Consider the following 23,271-nt stretch of genomic DNA (forward strand, 5'->3'; position numbering starts at 1 on the left):
CCATGACTGTCACACAGAATGAACCCGTTACTTCGGCGCTGCCGGCTACCACCGTTGAGCATGTCCTGACGCTCGACTGCCCGGAGACCCGGGGAATCGTGCATGCCGTCTCCGGCTTCCTCCTGGAACACGGCTGCGACATCATCGAGAACAAGCAATTCGACTCCCAGCTGGATCGCCACTTCTTCATGCGGGTCCACTTCGCATCGGAAGGCGACGAGTCGACGATCGACTCGCTGCGGGAAGCCTTCGCGCCCGTTGCCGAGAAGTTCGGCATGCGCTGGGAACTGCAACGCCAAGGGGCCAAGCGGCGGGTGCTGATCATGGTTTCGAAGTTCGAGCATTGCCTTAATGACCTTCTGTTCCGGGCCCGGACCGGGGAACTGCCCGTCGAGATTGTCGGGGTAGTCTCCAACCATCCGGACCACAGGCGTACGGTCGAGTGGCACGGCATCCCCTTCTTCCATGTGCCCGTTACGGCGGACACCAAGGCGGCGGCCGAGGGACAACTCCTGGACCTCATCGACCGTCTGGACGTCGAACTGGTGGTCCTGGCCCGCTACATGCAGGTCCTCAGCGACGATCTCGCGCGGAAGCTGGACGGACGTGCCATCAACATCCACCATTCGTTCCTGCCCAGCTTCAAAGGTGCCAAGCCGTACCACCAGGCCTACGCGCGAGGCGTCAAGACCGTGGGTGCCACCGCGCACTACGTCAACGGCGAGTTGGACGAGGGGCCGATCATCGCCCAGCAAGTGGTGGAAGTGGACCACACTTTTGGTCCGGATGACCTGGTGGCGGCAGGTCGCGATACCGAGTGCAAAGCACTCAGTAACGCCGTTCGCTGGCATTGCGAAGGCCGGGTGATCCTGCAGGGAAACAGGACGGTGGTGCTGAAGTAAGGCGTGGCGGCCCGACCCGTTGCGGGCCGGGCCTTCCTCGCATATGGTTGCACTTGCCGGTCAGCCGGCAAAACATTGGGGGGCGAGGTACTCGCCATTTTGAAAGGCGCGTACATTCGTGGTCCGTCGACAAGGCGGCATAATAGCCGCTTGCTTTTTTGCCGTCACAGCAGTCGCAGGAGCAGCTGTCCCTGCCCATGCCGTTGATCCAGTCATCACCATCGATCCAACGCCTGCGTGGGCGCAGATCTATGCCAATAACCCGCCGGTGCAGATTCCGTCGTCGGCGACGAGCCTTGACATGAAACTCCCGCCGGACGTTTCCGCTGTGCTCGGCAAGAGCGTGAACAGCACACTCCAGTACCGGGTGTACAACACTGAGGACAACACGGCAACGCCGCTTCTTTCCGGCACCGCCGTGGCCGATTCCTCAACCCTCCACGTGTCTATCCCGATCCCGCAGGGCTTGGCGGGCCTGACACCGGGGTCCATGCAGTATTGTCATGACGCCACGGGGAACTGTGCCAACACCTCGGTCCCGGCCCAGGCCTATTCCGGGTTTGTCGTAGCGGTCCTGGGGACGCCCATCGCGCCGGGAAACGGCGAGATTTTCGTCCAGAGCGGCCTGACGGCCGGAGGGCCGGCAGGGTCATCGACCGTTTCGATGGACCTTGGCCTCCCGCAGGCCCTGCCGCTGACCTTCTTCATCCAGAAGGACTCCACCACCTCGCTGGCTTCCTATACGGACAAGCTGATTTTCCGCAGCGTGCCGGGGTATTTCACCTCGGGCCCGGACAAGACCTGGACGAACGCCTTCCCTTACGGGTACTTCTGGAAGTCAGGCTCTCCCGGAACCAGTATTAATGCCCAGGTGAACTACAGCGCCGACGGAAGCAAGGCGATCGCGACGGTGCCTACTGGCTCCATTCCCCAGGTGTGTTCCACGCACCCGGAATATTTCGTCATGGGCGTCGCAGATGGCGCGATCGATGCTGCGCGGTACGCCCTGGCCCGGGTTGCTTTGGGGTCTCCGCAATGCACCCAGCGTTTCTCCGACGCCCCCCTCAACAGCGGGTTCTACCGCGAGATCCAGTGGCTCGCGAGCCAAGGCATCACCACGGGCTACGGCGACGGAAGCTACGGGGCGACCCTCGCCGTTCACCGGGACGCCATGGCGGCCTTCCTCTACCGTCAGGCCGGCTCGCCTTTCTGGACTCCGCCCGCAAACTCGCCATTCGTGGACATGACACCCAATTCACCCTTCTACAAGGAAGTGACCTGGCTGGCGAACTACGGCATCACCACAGGGTGGGTGGACTCCAAAAACGGCCAACGAAGCTTCCACCCTGGTGACAACATCAGCCGGGATGCCATGGCGGCCTTCCTCTACCGGTTCAGCGGAGCGCCCAGCTGGAATGCCCCGGCGACGTCGCCGTTCAGTGACATCACCCCCCTCTCGTCCTTCTACAAGGAGATCACCTGGCTCGCCGCGGCCAAGGTCAGCACAGGTTACGGCGACGGCACGTTCCGGCCGTTGAGTGCGGTCAACCGTGATGCCATGGCCGCGTTCCTTTACCGCTGGCAGACAGCGTGGTACCTGGGAACCCAGTAGGAGTAAGCGGACTAGAGCCGGGCCAGGCGGGTTGCCAAGTGAAGGGCGGCCAGCCGGCCGGTTCCCCGCGGGTCGCCGCCGCACAGCTCGAAAATCCGTTGGAGCCGGTGGTGCATCGATTGCCTTTCCAGGTGCAGTTCACGTGCGGCCTGGGCCGTGTTGCATCCCGTATCCAGCCATACCGCCAGGGTCCGAACCAGCTCCGAACGCCGCTGCTCGTCGTGCTCGACGACGGCGCCGAGCTGCCGCCGCACGAATCCCTCGCGGGTTGCCGCGTCGAGGCTTCCTTCCGCCAAACGCTCGACCGCGAAGTCCTCGGCGTCGACAACGCCGTTCGCGGCTCCGGATCCCGGGCCGGTTCCCGCGACCGGGATGAGCTCAAGCGTCCGGCGCGCCTCTGCCAGCGACCAGGATGCCTCGCCGATTCCCTGCGCCAGCGGACCCACCGCGATGATCGAGCCGTCGGGGACCTCCAAGGCCTCAAGCGCGTGGAGCAGCGCGATGCGCGCGGCCACGGCCGTGGCGTGGGGGAGTGCGGCCAGGGCGATCAATTCGGCATTGTCCGCATAGCTCGCGCTTTGCGGAACCGCGTGCTGCAGGATGGCGTCGAGCTGGGTCCGAAGCTGACCCGCCGCTGAGGAACGCACCACGACGGCGGCTGCCGAGCCGCTGGCCGGAAACCCCGAGGCCGGCCCCAGCTGCTGCAGTCGCCATGACTGGGTTCCCGAACTGATGGCCCGCATGAGCTCGATGCCGGCAAGTTCCCTGAGTCCGGGCGGCATCCGTTGCAGCAGGGCCAAGCCGAGGATGTCGACGCAGCGTTCGCCCGCTACCCGCGCGAGGTTGGCGTCGCCGTCGTCGGGCACTTCCAACTCCAGGCGGGCGGCCAGCACGCCGCGGACGGGCACATCGACAGTGGTGACGATCCCGGATTCGGGCTGCGCGGCCGCCGTCGCGCTTCCCAAAGTGATGCCCGACGGCGAGACGAGCCTCGCGCCGGCACCTGTCCGGCCGGCCAGCACGGCGAGGAGCTGATCCAGTCCGCCTCCGTGTGCCAGTTCCGCCGCCATGGCATGGCTCGTTTCATCGCCGAACTGCAATTGCGCGACCGATTCGCTGACCAGCAGCGAGTTGATGGCTTGCATGATCCCGACGAACGGGGCCACCTTGCACAACTCGATGATGGGCAGCCCGGTCGCCTGGCCGGCGTCGAGCATTGAGTCCGGAATAGCGGGCAGCTCGGGACCCGTCTCGATGGCCAGAGCGGCGATGCCGCGGGCGGCGAGTTGGCGGACATAGTCCACGCGACGCTCGTCCGAGGCAGTGGCGAGGGCCTGCCCGCCGCTCAGGAGCAGCTCCCCGCCCCGCAGCAGGGGAGCGATGTCCAGCACTTCGCTCGAATGGACCCAGCGGAGCTGCCGGGACAGGGCATCGGGCACATCCGTCCTCAGGACCGGTTCAGCCGCCTTCAGGCTCTCGTGTTCGAAGGCGTCGGCAAGAAGCAGGGACATGACACTCCGTAACTAATTTTCGGAATCTATCGTACACATCGTATCTTGTTGCTGTGATCTGGGGCACATACATTGAAGGAGTCCCTTTCCTACACGGAGGATCCCCCAATGCACGAGAACTTATCCACTGCGACGCCTGGGGCTGCAACGGCGCAGACCGACGTCGAGCAGAACCTGCAGTCCATCCCCGAATCAGCGCGTACCCGCAGCGTAGCGGGCCAATTCTGGATCTGGGCAGGCGCAAACCTTGCCCCGATCAACTGGGTCCTCGGGGCCCTCGGCGTCCAGCTTGGACTGGGCTTTGCCGACACCGTCACCGTCCTGGTGGTGGGAAACCTGATCGGCATGGCGCTCTTCGGTCTCTTTGTCCTCTTGGGGCAGCGGACCGGTGCCACCGGCATGGTCCTTGCCCGGGCAGTCTTCGGCCGCCGCGGCAACTACCTCCCGAGCGCCATCCAAGCCCTCCTGGGAATCGGTTGGTGCGCCGTCAACACCTGGATCATCCTGGACCTGGTGATGGCACTCCTCGGCAAGCTCGGCATGGTCGATCCGGAGCAGCCCAACGTGGGACCCAAGATCCTGGTGGCCTTCCTGATCATGTCCGCCCAGGTCACTATCGCCTGGTTCGGCTACAAAGCCATTGCGGCTTTCGAGAAGTGGACCGTCCCGCCCACCATCGTGGTGCTGATCGCCATGTCCGCCGTGGCGTGGTTCGGCATGAACATCGATTGGGGCTACGCAGGCCCTCCCGGTGCTGTCCTTGAAGGCGGCGCACGCATCGCGGCCATGACTACCGTGATGACAGTGATCGGCATCGGCTGGGGGATCACCTGGTTCACCTACGCGGCGGACTATTCACGCTTCGTCAGCAAGTCCGTCCCCAGGCACAAGGTCTACCTGGCCTCCGTCTTCGGCCAATTCCTGCCCGTGGTGTGGCTCGGCATCCTGGGCGCCAGCCTGGCAACGAAGAGCGGCACGGCCGATCCCGGCCACCTCATCGTCGACAACTTCGGCGTCCTGGCGATCCCGGTGCTCTTCTTGGTACTGCACGGTCCCATCGCGACGAACATCCTGAACATCTACACCTTTTCGGTGGCTGCCCAGGCACTGGACATCAAGGCCAAGCGCCGTTCCTTGAACGTCTTCGTCGGGCTCCTGGCCCTGGTCGGCGTCGTATTCTTCATCCTGCAGTCGGACTTTGCCTCGACCCTGAGCACCTGGCTCGGCGGGCTCGTGGCGTGGGTGGCCGCATGGGGAGGGATCATGCTGGTGCACTACTTCTGGGTGGACAAGCGCAGCCCCGTGGGTGTCGACCGGCTCTTCGACCCCGTGGGTACCCGGCGGCTCCCGGCATTCAACTGGGCCGGGATCACCGCGCTTCTGGTGGGCATCTTTGCCACGTGGCTGTTCATGTACGGCGTCTTGCCGATCATGCAGGGCCCGATCGCCACCGCCATGGGCGGGATCGACTTGTCCTGGCTGGCAGGCGGACTTGTCGCCGCGGCTGTCTACGGCGCTCTCGGCCCACGGGTTCATGCCCGGTACCTTCCGCTGCCATCCGAAGCCGCAGTTTCTCCCGCTGCCGCAGTGCCTTCCGCCGATGGGTCGGCGCAGCCCCTTGCGGAAGACGCCGTCGCCAATCTGGTCAACGACTGAAAGGACGCCCGATGACCACCAATGCTTTTCCTGACGGGGCACACCCGATCGCTTGGCCGGATAACTTCAAGGCCGCGGCATCGTTCACGTTCGATGTCGACGCCGAATCCTGCACCATAGCGCACGACCCCACGAGCACCCGGCGCATGTCCCTCATGAGCCACCAGTCCTACGGTCCGAGGGTCGCCGTTCCGCGACTCTTGAAGATCCTCGAGCGCCAAGAGATCCAGGGAACCTTTTTCATCCCGGGGTTCACTGCGGAAAGCTACCCGGACGTGGTGCGGCGGATCGTCGACGGCGGCCATGAAGTGGCCCACCACGGCTACCTTCACGAACCGATGCAGGGAATCGACGCCGCCACCGAGGCCAACTACCTGGACCGCGGGCTCGAAGCCCTCGCGAAGGTAGCCGGGGTCAGGCCGGTCGGCTACAGGGCGCCGTGGTGGGAACTGAACTGGCATTCGCCGGCGCTCCTCGCGGACCGTGGGTTCCTCTACGATTCAAGCCTGCTCGACGGCGATGCGCCCTACCGCATGGCGGTTGCCACGGACTCGGGTGACTCGCGGGACACTGATTCACGGGACATCGTGGAGATCCCGGTGGACTGGGCTTTGGACGATTGGGAACAGTACGCGTTCTACCCGGGAGTGACCGGAAGCGGAGTCATCGAGAGCCCGGCCAAGGTACTCGAAATGTGGACCCTGGAAGCCGAAGCCCACCACGCCCAAGGCAGTTGCTTCGTCCTGACCAACCACCCGTTCATCTCCGGTCGACCATCCAAAGCCGTTGCTTTGGAGCAGCTGATCGAACGGGTCAAGGCCATGGACGGGATGTGGGTGACCACTTTGGAACGGATCGCTGAACACACCAAGACCACCGTCAACGAGATCCACCGCCACGCCCGCATTGAGGTGCCCTCATACCCGGGCGCAGGAGCCAGCTTCAAGCCCGCGCGGCTGCTGGAAGCCATCCCGAGATAGCTCAGCTGTTGAGCATGCTCTGCCTTGGCCTCGAACAGTGGACATAACCTCTGGAGGCTGTTGAGCATGCTCCGCCTTTGCTTCGAACAGTGGACATAGCAGTTCCATGTCCACTGCTCGAGCTGAACAGGGGGCATGTCCCGCGAGGGGGCGGCTCTGAAGGGTGAGCATGTCGCCCGCGGCTCAGGTCCGGAGCAGGCTCAGCCTTGGGTGGGAGCATTGGACACCTGGAGCATGCGCAGCCGTGGCCACAAGCAGTGGGCATAATGCCGAGAGTCCGTTGGGCATGCGCAGCCTTGGCTTCGAGCAGTGGGCATAATGCCGAGAGTCCGTTGAGCATGCTCAGCGCTGGCCTCGAGCAGTGGACATAGTAGTGCTATGTCCACTGCTGAGGCTGAACAGGGGGCATGTCCCGCAAGGGTGGGCCGGGGTCACAAGTCCGTCCGGCACGGGGCGGTGTGGAGTTTGTAGAGTCCGTTCAGGTCTCCGGCCGCTAGGCCATCCGGGGCGCCGATCTCCGGGTACATGAGCTGGATTGGATCATCGACGTGGTCAAGCCCCACCACATGGCCCAGTTCGTGTTGGATCACCGCGGAGACGTAATGGGCGCCGCCGGGGACATCAAGTAGTTCCGTGATTTGCGGGGCGTCCAGGTCGAGGCTTCCCGTGACGTAGCTCTTGGGTCCCGTGCCGAAGCTGTACATGGTGCTGCCGCCGGTGCCGATGACGGATCCAGTCAACGCCGGAGCCGCCTCGGGAGTGGTCCAGGAAATCAGCAGGGGAGCCCAACGATCTCCGTAGAGCGCGGGCTGGTATGGCTTGCGCTTCTCGGAGGGGATTTCCTTGCTGGTGCCGTCGTCAACGAAAGTCAGGCCCGTGGCGGCAGCGATCTTGGCGATCGCGTCGGCGATGAGCCCCTCGGATCCCGCCGGGGCAAGGGCTGCGTTGACCACATAGTGCAATGGCCGGCACGGGGAGTAACCCACGGGCGTGCCGTCGGCGTTGGTGGCCAGAAACTTGTAGGAACTGCTGGCCACGGCAGGTTTTGCAGGGGAGCCGAGCGGGTGCCCGGCTTCTTCCAGGCCAGGGGGCGGGGTATCCGGCGCCCGGGCGGCTTTTTGTGGCCCCTGCCCGGAGGCCGCCGGCCCGGGGCTGCTTGCCGTGGCCTGGACAGAAGGAGCCAGCTTGGGAAGGAGCCCTGTGAAGCCGGGATCGCCGCGAAGGAAGCCACTGACAAGCACGGCCACGGCAGCAACCGCCGCCACCACCATCAAGTTTCGGAACAGCGCCAGCGCGGTACTGGCGCGCTTGGGCCGCGGGCCGCCGTCGTACCCGTAGTTTGAATGCAAGTCTCCCCCAAATCCTTGATCCCGCCGCCCTGGCGGGCCGGCGCTGCTAACCGATGACAGCGCCGAAGACGAGGCCCAGCCCATACGTGGCCGCAGCCGCACCGAGTCCGATGGCGAGCTGCCGGAGACCACGGGTCAGCGGCGAGGTTCCGGACAGCAAGCCGACGACGGCGCCCGTCGACAGAAGCGCGATGCCCACCAGCGTACCGGCCACGGCAAGTGCCGAGAAGCCCGTCATGCCGAAGATGAACGGCAGGATGGGCACGATGGCGCCCGAAGCGAAGAAGCAGAAGCTCGAGATCGCGGCGCCCCATGCGGAGCCAACGGCCTCGTGCTCATTGACGGTTTCTTCCACTTCGGGGTGGAGCGAAAGGCTTGGATCGCAGTCGCAGCTGTAGAGGCCCATGCGCTCGGCGGCCCGGTGTTCGGCGGATTCGCGGGACATGCCCCTGGCTAGGTACACCAGCACCAGCTCATTGTGCTCGATGTCCAGGGCCGGGGCTGCGGTCAGCGTGGCCTGGGTGGGGCGGGTGGCCTTGAGGAGCTCGAGCTGGGAGCGGACAGAGACATACTCGCCCGCTCCCATGGACAGTGCGCCCGCCAGCAGTCCGGCGATGCCGCTGAACAGGACCACGGTTGCGGGAACTCCGGTGGCCGCCATGCCCATCACGAGGGAAAGGTTGCTGACCAGGCCATCGTTGGCGCCGAAGACGGCAGCGCGGAAGGTACCGGACAACCTGTTGCGGCCGCGGGTCGCCAGGCCGCGGACTACTTCTTCGTGGATCTGTTCGTCAGCCGCCATGGCGCGGGTTGCTGCCGGATCCTTCGCGTACGGCGAGCGTCCTTCAGCCCGTTGGGCGAGGGCCAGCACGAACACCGATCCGAAATTCCGGGCCAGGAAGCCGAGCATTTGGCTCCGAACGGAGGCCGCCTTCGGCATGCCGGCGTGTTGGCCGAGGAGCTTGAGCCAGTGTGCCTCATGGCGGCCCTCGGCCTCTGCGAGGGCCAAAAGGATATCGCGCTCCTCGCCGTCGCGTCGCTGAGCCAGTTGGCGGTACACGGCGGCTTCGGCACGTTCGTCGGCCAAGTACTGCCGCCAGCGCTTGATGTCCGACGACGACGGGGGAGTCTTGGGGGCTGCTGCGTCTTGGGAGGGACTGCTTGAGTCCTGCGGATTGTCTGGATGCGAGTTGTCTGAATGCGAGGGTTTTGTGCGGGGGTGCACCGGGACTCCTGGGTTGCTGGGGCGGGCTTCATCGCCTCATTGCAGCTCCACTTTATCGCCAATTTCCGCGGTTTTTCGGCTGGCAATCCTCACTGGACTTTTTAGGCGCGCCTCAAAAACCGGGAGGCTCGCCGGAGGCCTTGACCGCCGCAGGGGGCAGTGCTGGGATGGATGGACAGGGTCCACGAATTGGCGGGGTGGCGTTGGATCGGCTGCCTCACGTGCCTGTGCGATGGGCTCAGCGGCACGTCGAACGGAGGTTGCACCATGGACAGCACCGAGACCCACGCCCGCCACCCGGACCGTCCCACGGTCGAGGCCGATCCCGCCTATGACTACAGCGAAGACCTGGAGGTGGACGAGGACTGGGAGGAAGAATCCGAGGTCCTGGACGACGACGAACGGGTGGTCCCGCTCGACGCCGAGGAACACCGAGAGGCCGAAGAGATCGAATAGCGCCGACTCGCTGAACTTGGCCGCTAAAAAGCGCTTGCTAGAACGCGCTCAGGATGAAGTGCTTCTGCACGCCCGCACGGTGCCCGGTTGCCGCAACCGTGAGCGTAAGTTTCCGTGTGGCCGGGAACCAGCGGGCGGGCTGAACCGCTTTTGAGAGTGCTTCGGTGATGAGCCGCGGCTCATGATGCCAATAGCGTTCCAGGTTTCCGTCCACCACGAACGTGATGGAGCCTTGGGAGAGGTCGACGCCGGGAATCACCCGGACGAACTCGTCCACCCGACGGGGGCGGGGCAAGAAGAGGGCGCTGGACTGGATAGTGCGGTCGGCTGTGGCGGTGGCGCCGTTTTCGAAAGGCATGGCCTTCTCCTATGGAGTTGCTCTTGCCCGTTCGGTTGTCTCTGGTCCGAACCGGGCCGCTTCTTCATCCGAACCACCCGTGAACATGGGGTTGGCGTGTGGCAAGTCGGAGCTTGGCGCCACATCTCTTGAAGCTGTTCCTACTGTACATGCGACGGCGGCGCCGCACCTCTCGAAGGAGAAAGCGCGGCGCCGCCGTCGTACCTGGTTTTGTGAAACCTAGTGGGTGGCCACCGGGTGGGCCTCCAGCGGGAGTTCCTCCGCGGCCGTTCCGGCAACGCGGCGTTCCCAGGCTTCGCGGACGGCCGGCTCGGTGGGCGGCGTGAGGAGGGAGACCACGAAATAGACGGCGAACGAGGCGCCGAGGCCCCAGTAGATCGGATCGTTTGCGTAGACGCCGTCTTCGCTGGGGATGATTCCCGTGGCGTAGGCGATCAGCAAGGCAAGGGTCAGTACAGACCCGACTGCCATGGACCAGGCTGCGGCAATACCCGTGCCGCGCTTCCAGACCAAGCCGCCCAGGATGGCAACCAGCAGGCCACCTACCAGGATGTCGTAGGCGATGGTCAGGGCCACCACGACGTCTTGCGCCGCCATGGAGATCAACACTGCAACGATGCCCAGGCCAAGGACCCAGTAGCGGTTGGCCTTGACGTCATGCTCGGGATTTTCGGTGTCGTTGGTGTTGATCGTCTTGCCGAACCAGCTGGCCACGAACGGGACCACGTCGGCGCGGGCAACGGTGGCCGCGGCGATGAGGGCTCCGGACGCTGTGGACATCATGGCGGCGACTGCTGCGGCCATGACAAGGCCGCCGATGCCGATCGGCAGGATGTGCGTGGCTACCTCGGCGTAGACGACGTCCTTGCCAAGGGCCTTGACATCGATGTTCGGCAGGGCCACCCGGGCAGCCAGGCCGATCAGGGCGCCGGCCACGCCGTACAGGACGCAGTAGATGCCGGCGGTGGCGCCGCCCCATCGGGCCACCTTGGGGGTCTTGGCGGTGAAGACGCGCTGCCAGATGTCCTGGCCGATCAGCAGGCCAAGGGTGTAGACCACGAAGTACGTGATGATGGTCTGAGCCCCGATGCCGTCCAACTGGAAGAAGCTGGCGTCAACACGGGCACGGATGCCTTCGAAACCGCCTGCCGCGTTGAGGACGAACGGGAGCATGAGGAAGAAGATGCCCACGGTCTTGATGATGAACTGCACCTGGTCGGCGAGGGTGATGGACCACATGCCGCCGATGGTGGAGTAGACCAGGACGATGGCGCCGCCGACGGCGATGGCGAGCCAGCGCTCCCAGCCGAAGAGGACAACGAAGATGGTGGCGTAGGCGCCCGTGGACGTGGCGCACAGCATGAGGGTGTAGGCCAGCATGACGATGCCGGAGGTCTGCGTGGCACGCTGGCCGTAACGCAGGCTCAGCATCTGGGAAACCGTGTAGATCTTCAACCGCTGGATGGTGCCGGCGAACAGCAGGCTCAGGAGGAGGACACCCGAACCGATCGCGACCACCAGCCACATGCCGGAAACGCCGAACTTGTAGCCGAGGCCGACGCCGCCAACCGTCGATGCGCCACCGAGGACGACGGCGGCCATGGTACCGGTGTAGAGCATCGGACCGAGGCGGCGCCCTGCCACCAGGAAGTCGCTGTTGTTCTTGGTGCGCGACTTGCCCCACCAGCCGAAGGCCAGCATGGCGAGCAAATACACCACCACGATCGCAATATTGATGAACGAAGAGTCCACGGTTGGCTCCTGAAAGTGATGCGCAGAGCTCTGGGGGATTCCGACGCCGGTCCGCGGGGTTTCGTGCGGGGTTGCGGAAGGTCTCTGCGCTGGTGATTGGGGAGAGTAGTCTGTGATGTATGCCTCACAAACAACACTTGTTGCCTATGAGGATACGTAGTGATGCGAGTAACAGTCAAGATGCCGTCTCGCCCAGCGGACGCATCGGCACTCCTCCAGCTAGCCAAAGGCCCTGCCACGCCGGCGATCCGGCTACTATTGCTGCAATGACAGGGCCGCATAAACGGCCTGAAAGGTTCGTGAATGAAGGCTCTCCCCGTTGAACCGAGCAACGTCCCTGTTGCCATCGGTTCCAGAATCCGTGCCGCCCGCCAATCGCAGCGGCTCACCATCGAGCAGGTTGCCGACGCCACCGGCCTGACCAAAGGGTTCCTGAGCCGTGTGGAGCGTGACCTGACATCGCCGTCGGTCGCTTCCCTCGTGACGCTTTGCCAGGTTCTTTCGGTGTCCATCGGAGACCTTTTCGCCGCACCGGAGACGCATCTGACCCGGCGCGACGACGGACCACGGATTTCGCTCGGCGGCCAGGGCATCGTGGAGCGTCTCCTGACGGCGCGCTCCGAACGGCGATTGCAGATCCTGCAGGCCTCGATCGAGCCCCGGGGCCGGGGAGAGGCCGAGCTTTACGCCGTCGATTGCGATGTCGACGTCCTGCACGTCGTCAAGGGCCGCATCACCTTGATCCTCACCAACGAGGAGTACGAGCTCGAAGAGGGAGACACGCTGTCCTTCCCGGGCCGCGAACCCCACACCTGGGTCAACCCCACGGACGAGCCCGTTGAGGTGCTCTGGATCCTGGTGCCGGCAGCCAGCCGCTGACGCCGGCGGCTTGCGACACGAGGCTTTGCGATACGCGGCGTTGCGACACGCGGTGTGTAACACGCCTGAAACGTGACTGACTTCAGGATTTAACGCTAGGGCCTTGGGTGTTACGTGCCTGAAATGATCCGTGCCGAATGCTGAAACAGGGCGACTGTACCTTCGAGTCAAGGCAACTCGTCAAGGTCGGTATCCCGTGGGGTACCAGGACCTGTTCGTTTTAAAAATGGTCTCGCCGTGCGGGCGCCATGGAGCGCCGTATATGCAGGAAGGCTCCCGAAATGAACCCAGTATTCTTCAGCGTAGGGCTGGATGTGAACCCCCAGACCCTCGATCCCGGCGCAACAGCCTGGATGCTTGCAGCTTCCGCCCTCGTCCTTCTCATGACGCCAGGTTTGGCGTTCTTCTACGGCGGGCTCGTCAGGATGAAATCCGTCCTCAACATCATGATGATGAGCTTCGGCGCCATCGGCGTGGTCGCGGTGGTCTGGGCCCTGTGGGGCTACGGACTCGCGTTCGGCCCGGATACGATGGGCGGCTTCATCGGAGACCCCTTCGCGAACTTCGGACTCAGTGGCCTGGCCGGCGTTATCGGCGGAAAAGCCCCCGGGCTGCCGGACATGGTCTTCATAGGATTCCAAGCGACGTTCGCCATCATCACGGTCGCGCTGATCAGTGGCGCGGTGGCCGAACGTGTCAGGTTTGGACCATGGCTGCTGTTTGCCGGCCTGTGGGTCACCATCGTCTACGCGCCGATTGCCCACTGGGTGTGGGGTGGCGGCCTCTTCGGATCCACCGGGATCATCGGCAGCAAGATCTCGGCGCTCGACTTTGCCGGTGGCACGGTGGTCCACATGAATGCCGGCATGGCCGGGCTGATGCTTGCGGTGGTGCTCGGCAAACGGCTCGGATTCATGAAAGACCCCAACATCCGGCCGCACAACCTCCCCTTCGTGATGCTCGGGGCGGGCCTGCTGTGGTTCGGCTGGTTCGGATTCAACGCCGGTTCGGAACTGGCCGCCGATGGGATCGCCGCTCTCGCTTGGACGAACACCCTCCTGGCCACGAGCGCCGCGCTCCTCGGCTGGCTGCTCGTCGAAAGGCTCCGCGACGGCCACGCGACGTCCCTCGGTGCCGCATCCGGCGCCGTCGCGGGCTTGGTAGCAGTCACCCCGGCGTGTGGATTCGTGGATCCCATAGGCGCGATCGTCATCGGAATCATCGCCGGTGCCGTCTGCGCGCTGGCTATCGGGCTGAAGTTCAAGATCGGCCTGGACGACTCCTTGGACGTCGTCGCCGTCCACTTTGTCGGCGGCCTGTGGGGGACGCTGTCCCTCGGATTCTTCGCTGTACCTTCCGCGAAGACTGAAGGCGGGCTATTCTACGGCGGCGGATTGAGCCAATTCTGGCCCCAGATATTGACTGCACTCGTCGTCACCGCGTGGACGGCCATCATGACGACGCTCATCGGGCTGGCCATCCACAAGACAGTGGGCATGCGCGTCAAGGAACACGAAGAGCTGGCGGGCATCGACATCACGGAGCACGCGGAAACCGCCTACGAGCTGGCCATGGTCGGCGGATCCTTCAATCCCGGAGAGCCACAGAACGGCAAAACCCCGTTGGGTTCCAGCGGTGAACCAGAAGCCAATTCCAACGGGAAAACAGATCGGATGCGCAGCAAGGCGTCGACGTGAAACTGGTTACGGCCATCGTGAGGCCGGAGCGGATCGACGAGGTCCGGGAAGCCTTGGAACGCTTTGGAGTCAACGGGATGACCGTCAGCCAGGCGAACGGATATGGGCAACAACGGGGCTACACCGAGGTGTACCGGGGCGCGGAATACAATTCCGATCTCCTGCCCAAGATCCGGGTGGAGGTCCTGGCCACGGACGAGCTGGTGGACGGAATAGTGGAGGCCATCATCTCCGGCGCCAGTACAGGCCAGTTCGGGGACGGCAAGATCTGGACCGTCGAGGTTTCCCAGGCGGTGCGCGTCCGGACAGGGGAGCGCGGCGCCTCCGCGATCAGCTAGAAGGACCGTATTGGTGCCGTTCCACGCGTCGGTGCCGCTCCCAGAGGAGCGGCACCGACGCTGCCATGTTCAGCCCACGTGGACCCACGGCCTGCGCGTGATGTCCGGTTCGGCTTCGCGGAGCACTTCGCGGGTCACCGGTGCGATCTCGCCCTCGCCGAAGAAGAGGAACTTGCTCAGGTTGGCGATGGGGTTGCCTTCGGTCCAGCGGAAATAGATGTGCGGCATCAGTCCCGTCACGTCGCGGATGTGGAGGAGCACTGCGGCCAGCGTGTTGGGCACGTTGTTGCTGTGGATCTCGAGGATCTTGAAACCGTGACGGCGTATGCCCTGGACGAGGAGTTCCTGCTCGAAGTCGGAGCTGTCATCGACGATGATCTCGATGAAAATCGCGTCGCTGTCCACCGGCAAGTGGTTGGCCTGCTGGGCGTGCTGCAGCTTCAGCTGGTACCGGTCTGCGCTCAGCCGCTTGGGCTCGTGCGCGATGATCCGGATGGGGCCTTCCTCGTTGGAGGCCGTGAACTCGAGGGCCATCTGGTCCATCTTGATGTGGGTAGCCCTCAGTTCGAAGGACCGGCGTACCCGCGACGCGAAGCTGACCAGGACAATGCCCAGGATGAACAGTGCCGCGATCCTGATGCCGTCCGGGCGTTCCACGACATTGGCCACTGTGGTGTAGGCGAAGACCACAGCCACCACCCCGAAAGCGATGGTCTTGCCCCTCTCTTTTTTCCGGCGTGCGGACAGGGTGACCGCTATCGAGGCCGAAGTCATGAGCACCAGGACGCCGGTGGCGTACGCGCCGCCTTGGGCCTCCACGTTCGCCTCGAAGACCAAGGTGATGATGAATCCAACGGCCGTGAAGACCAGGACCAGTGGGCGGACCGCTTTGGTCCACGCCGGGGCCATGCCGAAGCGCGGCAGGTAGCGCGGCACGAGGTTCAGCAAGCCGGCCATGGCAGAAGCGCCGGCAAACCACAGGATGGCGATGGTGCTGATGTCATAGACCGTGCCGAAGCCGTCGCCCAGGAATTGGTGCGCAAGGAAGGCGAGGGCTCGTCCGTCTGCCTTCCCTCCCGGCTGGAATTCGGCGGCCGGAATCAGGAATGTGGTGATGAAGCTGGAAGCCACCAGGAAGGCACTCATGATGAGCGCCGCCGTCGTGAGCAGTTTGTGGGTGCCGCGGATGCGGCCCGCCGGATTTTCCTCCGTGTCGCTGGGGCTGCCCTTGATCTGTGGCATGACCGCGACGCCGGTTTCGAATCCTGAGAGGCCGAGCGCAAGCTTCGGGAAAACCAGGAGCGCGATGCCCACCATGATCAACGGGTTGCCGTGCTGTTGGTTCAGTGCGGCCCACCAGTCGGTCACCACATGTGCCTCGGTCACTACGTGCACCAAGCCGACCGCGACGACGACGGCGTTCAGCACCAGGTAGATGCCCACCAGAACGACGGCGACGTTGATGGCTTCCTTGAATCCCCGGAGGAACACCACGCCCAGCCCGGCGATGAGCGCCAGGGTGATGGTGATTTCCTGCCCGTGGAGCCATTCCGGGGCAAAGGGGTTTTCGATGGCGTGGGCGCTCGCGTCGGCGGCGGAGAGGGTCATGGTGATCATGAAGTCCGTCGCGGCGAATCCCAGCAAGGCGAGCACGAAGAGTTTGCCGCCCCAGCGGGGGAGGAGCCGCTCGAGCATCGCGATGGAGCCTTCGCCACGCGCGCTTTCGGAAGCGACCCGGCGGTAGACCGGCAGGGCGCCGAGCAAGGTGACGGCGACCAGGACGATCGTGGCCAGCGGCGAGACGATGCCGGCCGCGAGCGCGGCAATCGCGGGCTGGTAGCCGAGCGTGGAGAAGTAGTCGACGCCGGTGAGGCACATGACTTTCCACCAGGACTGGGGCGTGTGGTCCTCGTCCGGTTTGCCGTGTGGACCCTGGCGCTTTCCCGATGTTTCAGGCATTCCGTCAAGCAGCCAACGCTTGAATTGCCCCTGCTTGATGTCTCCCGCGGGTCTGCGCCGGTCAGAGGGTTCGGCAGGCGGCCTGGTCAGCGTTGTCACATGGTCCTTTCGCGCAGCCTGGAAGCTGCTCCAGATGGAGCGTACGGGCGGGGCAGGGAGGGGATGCCCGTCTTTATGGAATCTTTACGCCGCCTGTGAGGGGGGTCACTTCCAGGTGGACACATTCACATCATTTGGCATGTGAGCAGCATCACGTAGCATATAGAACGTCCTATGTTGGATGTGAAAACAATACGAAAGGGCTACGCATGAATAACCCGCTACTCAGTGACAGGGCCAGGGGGCGGCTGCCGTGGAGCAGGCTCGCCGTCTCCATGGCGGCTGCCGCAGCTCTCATGACGTCAACCGTTGTGCCCGCTTACGCTGCGTTGGATCCGTTCCCGAGTCCCAACGTCCCCTCCAACCCTCCGGGAAGCTACGCCGAGCAGGTCCTCGCTTCGAACGGCGACAACGCCATCGACCCCGTCCTGGGCAAGTACTACAGGATCGTCGCGCTCGCGGATTTGGGCGACGGCGTTCTCCTGGCTTCCTACGACGGCCGTCCCGATGGGGGCGATTCTCCTTCGCCCAACTCCATCGTCCAGCGGCGCAGCACCGACGGCGGAAAGACGTGGGGCAGTCCTACCTTCATCGCGCGGGGACAGTTAAGTTCAGCAGGCGTCCAGAAATACGGTTTCAGCGATCCCAGCTACGTCGTGGATAAGGTCACCGGGGCGGTATTCAACTTCCACGTCTACTCCAAGAACCAGGGATTCGCGGGCAGCGTGCTCGGCAATGACGATTCCGACCCCAATGTGATCAGCTCCCAAGTGTCCGTTTCCACCGACCGCGGACTCACATGGTCCACGGACCCCGGCAACCAGCCGACCCTGCCCGTTCCGTCCAGCTATCCGGCGGGTTCGGCCTACGCCGGGTTTGCGGGTCCGCTCATCACCGCCACCGTCAAGCCGAACGGGAGCACCATCAACGGCGTTCCCAACGTCGGCGGAGTGGTCAGCATGTTCGCCTCGTCGGGTGAGGGTATTCAGCTCAAGTACGGAGCGCATGCCGGAAGGCTCATCCAGCAGTTTGCCGGAACCATCGTCCAGCCCGATGGGAACCGCCAGATCCAGGCCTACAGCGTCTATTCCGATGACCATGGCAAGTCCTGGAACATGGGCACGCCCACCGGAACCGGCATGGACGAGAACAAGACGGTGGAACTCTCCGACGGCCGCGTCATGTTGAACTCGAGGGACAGCACCGGCGCCAATCCGCACTTCCGCAAAGTGGCGTATTCCTCCGACGGCGGAGTCACCTACACCACGCCTGTTGCGGAGACGCAGCTCCCGGATCCGCGGAACAACGGTTCCATCACCCGGATGTATCCGGATGCCGCAGCGGGATCGGCGGACGCCAAGAAGCTGCTGTTCTCCAACTCGCCCACACCCACCGCCGGTGGCGCGCGCGTAGACGGCACGGTCCGCTACTCCGCCGACGACGGCAAGACGTGGGGCTCCTCGCGCGTCTTCAAGGCCGGAAGCATGTCCTACTCCACCCTGAGCGCCCTGTCGGACGGTACTTTCGGCGTCCTGTACGAAGGTGACAACAACACCATCACCTTCGGGAAATTCGACACCGCCTGGCTGAGCCCGGTTGCCGCCGTCGTTGTCCCGGGTGCGGTCACCGTCACGAACGGCGGCAGTGCGCAGCTCAGCGTGACCGTCACCAACAACGACAGCTCGCCGCTTCCCGCGTCGACCGTCAGCCTCGACGCGTTGCAGGATTGGACGTCGACGACGGCGGACCTCGCCTCCCTCGATCCGGGCGCCTCGGCGACTGTGCAGCTGACTGTCGCGGCGCCGTCGTACGCCAAAGCAGGCGCGGTACCCCTGACGGCCAGGTTGAACGTCGGCGGGGCCTCGATGACAGCGCCGGTATCAGTGACCGTTGCGGGTGGTTCTGCAGGCAACGTGGTGGGCGCCTACATTTTCGGTGCCCGCAACGACGCCGGAAGGGACCTGGCAAGCCACCCGTACACGGCGGGCAGCCCAGTGCCCTACAAGTTCCGGGTGTACAGCACGGGCAACGTCACTGAATCCGTTGTCCCCCAGTCCGGCAACTTCCAGCCGTTCCTGCCGCCGGGTTCGGGCAACTGCCGGTTCAGTGCCCTCGGTGTGTGGGGCAATTACCTCTGCGGAACCCCGCAGCACACCGTGACGGCGGACGAAGCGGCGCAGGGATTCTTTGTCCCGATCACTGTCTGGCAGGTAACGGGAGCCGGCGCCGCCACCCAGAATTACACCGTCACGGGTGACGAGGTGGACCTGCTGGTCCGCAATCCCCAGTTGAGCGGATCGGTGGTGTCCACGTTCAACGATGTGGACGGGGACGGGTTTGCCGGTCCGGGCGACACAGTGACCTTCGCCTACACCGTCACGAACACGGGCAATGTGGCCTTGACGGACCTTTCGGCTGCGGCCCTTGGATTGTCCAAGCCGACCCTGGCCGTGGGTGAGTCGGTCAACCTCACCTCCACCTACACACTGACCGAGGCCGACATTGCTGCCAAGCAGCTCCCGGCCACGACCATCCCTGTCAGTGCGAACAACGGCGCCAAGCTTGCATCGCTTCAGCTGGACAGGCAAGCCGTCGCCCTGAAGGTCAAGCCTGCCATGCCCGGTTCGGAACCTGCCTTGGCTTCCCAGGAGTTGATCGGTGCCCATCCGCCGCTGGACTTGGGGCTCGGTACGGACAAATACCGCGGCGGCCAGACCGTGACGGTCCACAACGTGGAGTACGGCCAGTGGTACTACGTCTACCTGAACAAGCGCAGCTACCGTCTGGGCTGGTTCTTCCCGTCGCAGCAAAACACGCTGTCCTTCGTCCTGCCCAACGACGTGAAAAACGGCATGGACAGCCTCGTCGTGCTCGATTCGGAAGGCCATCAAGTGTCATTCGGAGACTTCCAAGTGACGCCTTTCGGGAGCAAGTAGCCCGGGCGGGGACATGAGGTGACAAGCTGGGCCGGGCTCCGGGGGAGTCCGGCCCGGTCTTGTTGTGGTCGAACGAAGGGTCCGTTCTGCTCGTAAACAAGTGATGCATATAAGGCAACTTTGAGTGTATGATTGGTGTCACAGTCACTGTCCGATCCACCTATTCACAAAGGAGTGGCGCATTTTGGAAGAGCTTCGTATTGAGGCCAACGGCAACCTTGGTCCCATTGATTCGGCCCGAATCCCGCGCTATGCCGGTGCTGCCACCTATGCCCGACTGCCCCGCTTGGACCAGGTATCCAAGGCCGATGTCACGGTGGTCGGCGTTCCCTTCGACTCCGGTGTTTCCTACCGCCCCGGCGCCCGCTTCGGTGCCAACCATGTGCGTGAGGCCAGCCGCTTGCTGCGTCCGTACAACCCGGCCTGGGATGTCAGCCCCTTCGAGAACATCCAGGTCGCCGACGCTGGCGACATGGCGGTGAACCCGTTCAACATCAACGAGGCCATCGAGACCATCCAGCAGAATGCACTGGACCTGACCGCCAATGGAAGCAAGCTCGTCACGCTTGGCGGCGACCACACGATCGCCCTGCCGCTGCTCCGGGCCGCCGCCGAACGGGCGGGCGAACCCGTTGCCATGCTGCACTTCGATGCCCACCTGGACACCTGGGACACCTACTTCGGCGCCGAGTACACGCACGGCACCCCGTTCCGCCGCGCCGTCGAAGAGGGCATCCTGGACACCGAGGCCATCAGCCACGTCGGCACCCGCGGCCCGCTTTACGGCAAGAAAGACCTCGACGACGACCACCGCTTCGGCTTCGGCATCGTCACCTCGGCGGACGTCTACTACCAGGGCGTCCTGGAAACCGTGGCCAAGATCCGGGACCGCATCGGCAACCGCCCGCTGTACATTTCGGTGGACATCGACGTCCTCGATCCGGCCCACGCTCCGGGCACAGGCACGCCTGAAGCCGGCGGCATCACCAGCCGCGAGCTTCTCGAAATCATCCGCGGATTCCGTGGCATGAACCTCGTTGGCGCAGACATCGTTGAGGTCGCCCCGGCCTATGACCACGCCGAGATCACCGGCGTCGCAGCCAGCCACGTTGCCTACGAGCTCGTCACCCTCATGGCCGACAACGCCGTCGAAGGCAACCGCCACGGCGCGCTCAACGGCTATGCCGCCCAGGCCCTGGGCCAGGAATCCCGGCGCCCGGCCGGCTTCGCTCCGGCGGTCACGAAGTGACGGACCAGCGCAACGGCGGGGACCTCGTCGTCGAGACCCTCGAGGCGCTCGGCGCGAAGACGGTCTTCGGGATCCCGGGCCAGCACGCCTTGGGATTGTTCGACGCGATGGGCCGCGGCAATCTGCACTTCGTGTCCTCCCGGGTGGAGAACAACTCGGCCTTCGCCGCTGACGGATATTCCCGTGCCACGGGTGAGGTCGGGGTCCTGTTCCTGTCCACGGGCCCGGGGGCTCTGACATCCTTGGCCGGCTTGCAGGAAGCGTATGCGACCGGCGTGCCGATGGTGGTCGTGGCGAGCCAGATCCCCTTGGACGGTCTGGGTGCGCGCCGGAAGGGCATGCTCCACCAGCTCGATGACCAGAAGGCCTCGGCCGCGAACGTCACCAAGAGCCAGCGCCTCATCCAGCACGCGTCCGGGATTCCTTCGGCCATCCAGGACGCCTGGACCGAGGCCATCTCCTCCCCGCAAGGGCCCGTGTGGATCGAGATTCCGCAGAACGTGCTCCTGGATCCGATCATGGTCCCGCCCGTGGAGGATGCCCTTGCCGAAGCGGCCGACAACCCGCCGCGCGTGGAGCTGATCCGCGAAGCCGTCAAATGGCTCTCGACGGCGGAGCGGCCGGCGATCATCGCCGGCGGCGGCACCCGCCGTGGCCGGGCCGAGAAGTCGCTCCTGTCGATCGCCGAGAAACTCCGTGCCCCGGTCATCTGCACTCCCGGTGGCAACGGGGCGTTCCCGTGGACCCACGAGCTGTCCTTGCAGTCCTGGATCGAAGACCGCCACATGACGGATGTCCTCGAGGACGCCGACGTGCTGATCGTCATCGGTTCCTCCCTGGGTGAGGTAACGTCCAACTACTTCACCTTCGAGCCGCGCGGCCGCATCATCCAGATCGACGCCGAACCCCGGGTCCTCGAGTCCAACCGGCCTGGCCTGGGCATCCGCGCCGACGCCGGCCAGGCGCTTTCCGCGCTCGACGAGGCGTTGCCTCCGGCTGCGACGGCACCGGACTGGCGCGGCGCTACGCCCGAGGCTCTTGTCAAGGAGTCCCTGGCCAAGGTCAGGGCGCGACTTGAAGAGCAGGACCTCGGCAAGGAACTGAAGTTCATGGCCGACATCCGCGAAGCGGTTCCGGCTGACATGCAGACCTTCTGGGACATGACCATCTCGGCCTACTGGGGATGGAGCTGCTGGGATTCCCGCGAGGGCCAGTTCCACTCGGCCCAGGGCGCGGGCGGCCTCGGCTACGGCTTCCCGGCCGCGATCGGCGGTGCCGTGGGGCTGGAAACCGTGGGCAAGCCCGGCCGGGTGCTGGCTGTGTCCGGCGACGGATCCTCCATGTACTCGATCTCCGAGCTGGCCACCGCCAAGCAGCACAACGTCCCGGTCACCTGGCTGATTGTCGACGACGGCGGCTACGGCATCCTGCGCGAATACATGGTGGGCGCCTTCGGCAAGGCCACGGCCACAGAGCTCGCCCGTCCCGACTTCGTCAAGCTCGCCGAGGCCTTCGGTGTCCCTGCCCGCAGAGTGGCCCCGGAGGATGTCGGGGACGCGCTCCGGGAAGGCTTCGCCGCGGACGGTCCCAACGTCGTCGTGGTTGAAACCCTCCTGAAGATGTTCGGCCCCACGCACTTGGGCGACTGACTCAAACCCGCCTCAAACCCCAGCGCGAGCTGGCAGTTGATGACCCCTTTGTCGAAAGACGGGGGCATCTGCTGCCGGCTCGCGCTTGGTGGTTAACGCGCGTCACACATCATTAGTTTCCCAAAGCAATCATTTTGGCGTATAGTTGCTTTAGGCAAACAAAAGTGAGGTGTCTTCCATGGCTGTCGCATCCAGCACAGCAACCGAACTCGTCCATCAGATCTTCGATCTCCAGCGGGTGCTGCGTTGCATCGTGACCTCGAACATCGCGAAAGATGCCGACGTCGGATTCGCGCTGCAGGGTGTCATGCGCTTCATCGGCGAGGGGGAGTCCCGGGCCACGAAGCTAGCCTCCCGCCTCGGCGTCAGCCCCCCGGTCCTCAGCAGGCACATCGCCGAACTCGAGGAACTCGGCCTGGTGGTCCGCCGCCCCGATCCCGCCGACGGCCGCGCGCAATTGGTGGCCCTTTCGGAATCCGGGATTGAGAAGGTCCGGGACTTCGAAGAACAGCGCAGCCTCAACCTGCGGGCCTACCTCGCGGAATGGAGCGAGGAAGACGCCTTGGAAGCAGGGCAGGTCTTGGAGAAATTGACCACATCACTCAACTATTCAGTCCGGGCAACGGCGGCCGGCTCCCACCACTCGAACCACACAGCTTAGGAG

18 protein-coding genes and 1 riboswitch are annotated in these 23,271 nt (G+C 64.5%); of the genes, 12 read left to right on the plus strand and 6 right to left on the minus strand.

Annotated features, from left to right (window positions below; genetic code table 11):
• Positions 1–2 precede the first annotated feature (2 nt).
• Positions 3–902 carry a formyltetrahydrofolate deformylase gene (gene purU / locus OIT41_RS04625; protein ID WP_078106191.1) on the plus strand — a complete coding sequence of 300 codons (900 nt, stop codon included), beginning with the start codon at positions 3–5 and terminating at the stop codon, positions 900–902.
• A gap of 118 nt (positions 903–1,020) precedes the next feature.
• Positions 1,021–2,514, plus strand: a complete 1,494-nt coding sequence (locus OIT41_RS04630; protein WP_241708230.1) for an S-layer homology domain-containing protein — start codon at positions 1,021–1,023, stop codon at positions 2,512–2,514.
• 11 nt (positions 2,515–2,525) lie between these two features.
• Here OIT41_RS04630 and OIT41_RS04635 read toward each other — a convergent pair whose 3' ends face one another.
• Positions 2,526–4,025: a PucR family transcriptional regulator gene (locus tag OIT41_RS04635; RefSeq protein WP_241708231.1), complete on the minus strand. Its 1,500-nt coding sequence runs from the start codon at positions 4,023–4,025 to the stop codon at positions 2,526–2,528.
• A gap of 108 nt (positions 4,026–4,133) precedes the next feature.
• On the opposite strand from OIT41_RS04635, the gene OIT41_RS04640 reads away from it, so the two are divergent.
• Entirely contained in the window at positions 4,134–5,681 is a 1,548-nt protein-coding gene (locus OIT41_RS04640) for a purine-cytosine permease family protein (RefSeq protein WP_241708232.1), read from the plus strand.
• An 11-nt stretch (positions 5,682–5,692) separates the two neighbouring features.
• On the plus strand, positions 5,693–6,661 hold the full coding sequence (locus OIT41_RS04645; protein ID WP_241708233.1) for a polysaccharide deacetylase family protein: 969 nt from the start codon (positions 5,693–5,695) through the stop codon (positions 6,659–6,661).
• Positions 6,662–7,092: 431 nt separating this feature from the next.
• On the opposite strand, the gene OIT41_RS04650 is transcribed toward OIT41_RS04645, so the two are convergent.
• Together OIT41_RS04650 and OIT41_RS04655 are read right to left on the minus strand one after the other, a co-directional pair.
• Positions 7,093–7,953, minus strand: coding sequence for a matrixin family metalloprotease (locus tag OIT41_RS04650; RefSeq protein WP_413542321.1), 861 nt, complete (start codon positions 7,951–7,953; stop codon positions 7,093–7,095).
• A gap of 103 nt (positions 7,954–8,056) precedes the next feature.
• Positions 8,057–9,235 (minus strand): VIT1/CCC1 transporter family protein, encoded by a 1,179-nt coding sequence (locus tag OIT41_RS04655; protein ID WP_241708234.1) that lies wholly within the window; start codon positions 9,233–9,235, stop codon positions 8,057–8,059.
• Positions 9,236–9,502: 267 nt separating this feature from the next.
• On the opposite strand from OIT41_RS04655, the gene OIT41_RS04660 reads away from it, so the two are divergent.
• On the plus strand, positions 9,503–9,691 hold the full coding sequence (locus tag OIT41_RS04660; protein WP_078106185.1) for a hypothetical protein: 189 nt from the start codon (positions 9,503–9,505) through the stop codon (positions 9,689–9,691).
• Positions 9,692–9,728: 37 nt separating this feature from the next.
• On the opposite strand, the gene OIT41_RS04665 is transcribed toward OIT41_RS04660, so the two are convergent.
• Both OIT41_RS04665 and OIT41_RS04670 read right to left on the minus strand, forming a co-directional pair.
• Positions 9,729–10,049, minus strand: coding sequence for a hypothetical protein (locus OIT41_RS04665; protein ID WP_241708235.1), 321 nt, complete (start codon positions 10,047–10,049; stop codon positions 9,729–9,731).
• Positions 10,050–10,063: 14 nt separating this feature from the next.
• Positions 10,064–10,183: riboswitch (SAM riboswitch) on the minus strand.
• A gap of 85 nt (positions 10,184–10,268) precedes the next feature.
• Positions 10,269–11,801, minus strand: coding sequence for a sodium:solute symporter (locus OIT41_RS04670; protein WP_241708236.1), 1,533 nt, complete (start codon positions 11,799–11,801; stop codon positions 10,269–10,271).
• A 303-nt stretch (positions 11,802–12,104) separates the two neighbouring features.
• Between OIT41_RS04670 and OIT41_RS04675 the strand changes: the two genes are divergently transcribed.
• The 3 genes from OIT41_RS04675 (at position 12,105) to OIT41_RS04685 (ending at position 14,715) form a co-directional block, all read left to right on the plus strand.
• A complete protein-coding gene (locus OIT41_RS04675) occupies positions 12,105–12,680 on the plus strand; it encodes a helix-turn-helix domain-containing protein (protein WP_241708237.1) in 576 nt (191 codons plus the stop codon).
• Positions 12,681–12,961: 281 nt separating this feature from the next.
• On the plus strand, positions 12,962–14,377 hold the full coding sequence (locus tag OIT41_RS04680) for an ammonium transporter (protein WP_241708238.1): 1,416 nt from the start codon (positions 12,962–12,964) through the stop codon (positions 14,375–14,377).
• Positions 14,374–14,715, plus strand: a complete 342-nt coding sequence (locus OIT41_RS04685) for a P-II family nitrogen regulator (RefSeq protein ID WP_078106169.1) — start codon at positions 14,374–14,376, stop codon at positions 14,713–14,715. Before OIT41_RS04680 ends, OIT41_RS04685 begins: the two co-directional genes overlap by 4 nt.
• A 69-nt stretch (positions 14,716–14,784) precedes the next feature.
• Here the strand turns inward: OIT41_RS04685 and OIT41_RS04690 are convergent, their stop codons facing one another.
• Complete coding sequence (locus OIT41_RS04690; protein WP_241710173.1) at positions 14,785–16,773, minus strand: amino acid transporter; 1,989 nt, start codon at positions 16,771–16,773, stop codon at positions 14,785–14,787.
• A gap of 209 nt (positions 16,774–16,982) precedes the next feature.
• On the opposite strand from OIT41_RS04690, the gene OIT41_RS04695 reads away from it, so the two are divergent.
• From OIT41_RS04695 to OIT41_RS04710, 4 genes are all read left to right on the plus strand, one after another.
• On the plus strand, positions 16,983–19,709 hold the full coding sequence (locus OIT41_RS04695) for an exo-alpha-sialidase (RefSeq protein ID WP_241710174.1): 2,727 nt from the start codon (positions 16,983–16,985) through the stop codon (positions 19,707–19,709).
• 184 nt (positions 19,710–19,893) lie between these two features.
• Positions 19,894–20,958: an agmatinase gene (gene speB / locus OIT41_RS04700; protein WP_078106159.1), complete on the plus strand. Its 1,065-nt coding sequence runs from the start codon at positions 19,894–19,896 to the stop codon at positions 20,956–20,958.
• Complete coding sequence (locus tag OIT41_RS04705; protein ID WP_171983411.1) at positions 20,955–22,607, plus strand: thiamine pyrophosphate-binding protein; 1,653 nt, start codon at positions 20,955–20,957, stop codon at positions 22,605–22,607. The genes speB and OIT41_RS04705 overlap by 4 nt, the downstream gene beginning before the upstream one ends.
• Positions 22,608–22,785: 178 nt before the next feature.
• On the plus strand, positions 22,786–23,268 hold the full coding sequence (locus OIT41_RS04710; protein WP_241710175.1) for a MarR family winged helix-turn-helix transcriptional regulator: 483 nt from the start codon (positions 22,786–22,788) through the stop codon (positions 23,266–23,268).
• The last annotated feature ends 3 nt before the right edge of the window (positions 23,269–23,271 follow it).

The sequence above is a fragment of the Arthrobacter sp. YA7-1 genome (genome assembly GCF_025960325.1).
Lineage (GTDB): Bacteria > Actinomycetota > Actinomycetes > Actinomycetales > Micrococcaceae > Arthrobacter > Arthrobacter bambusae_A.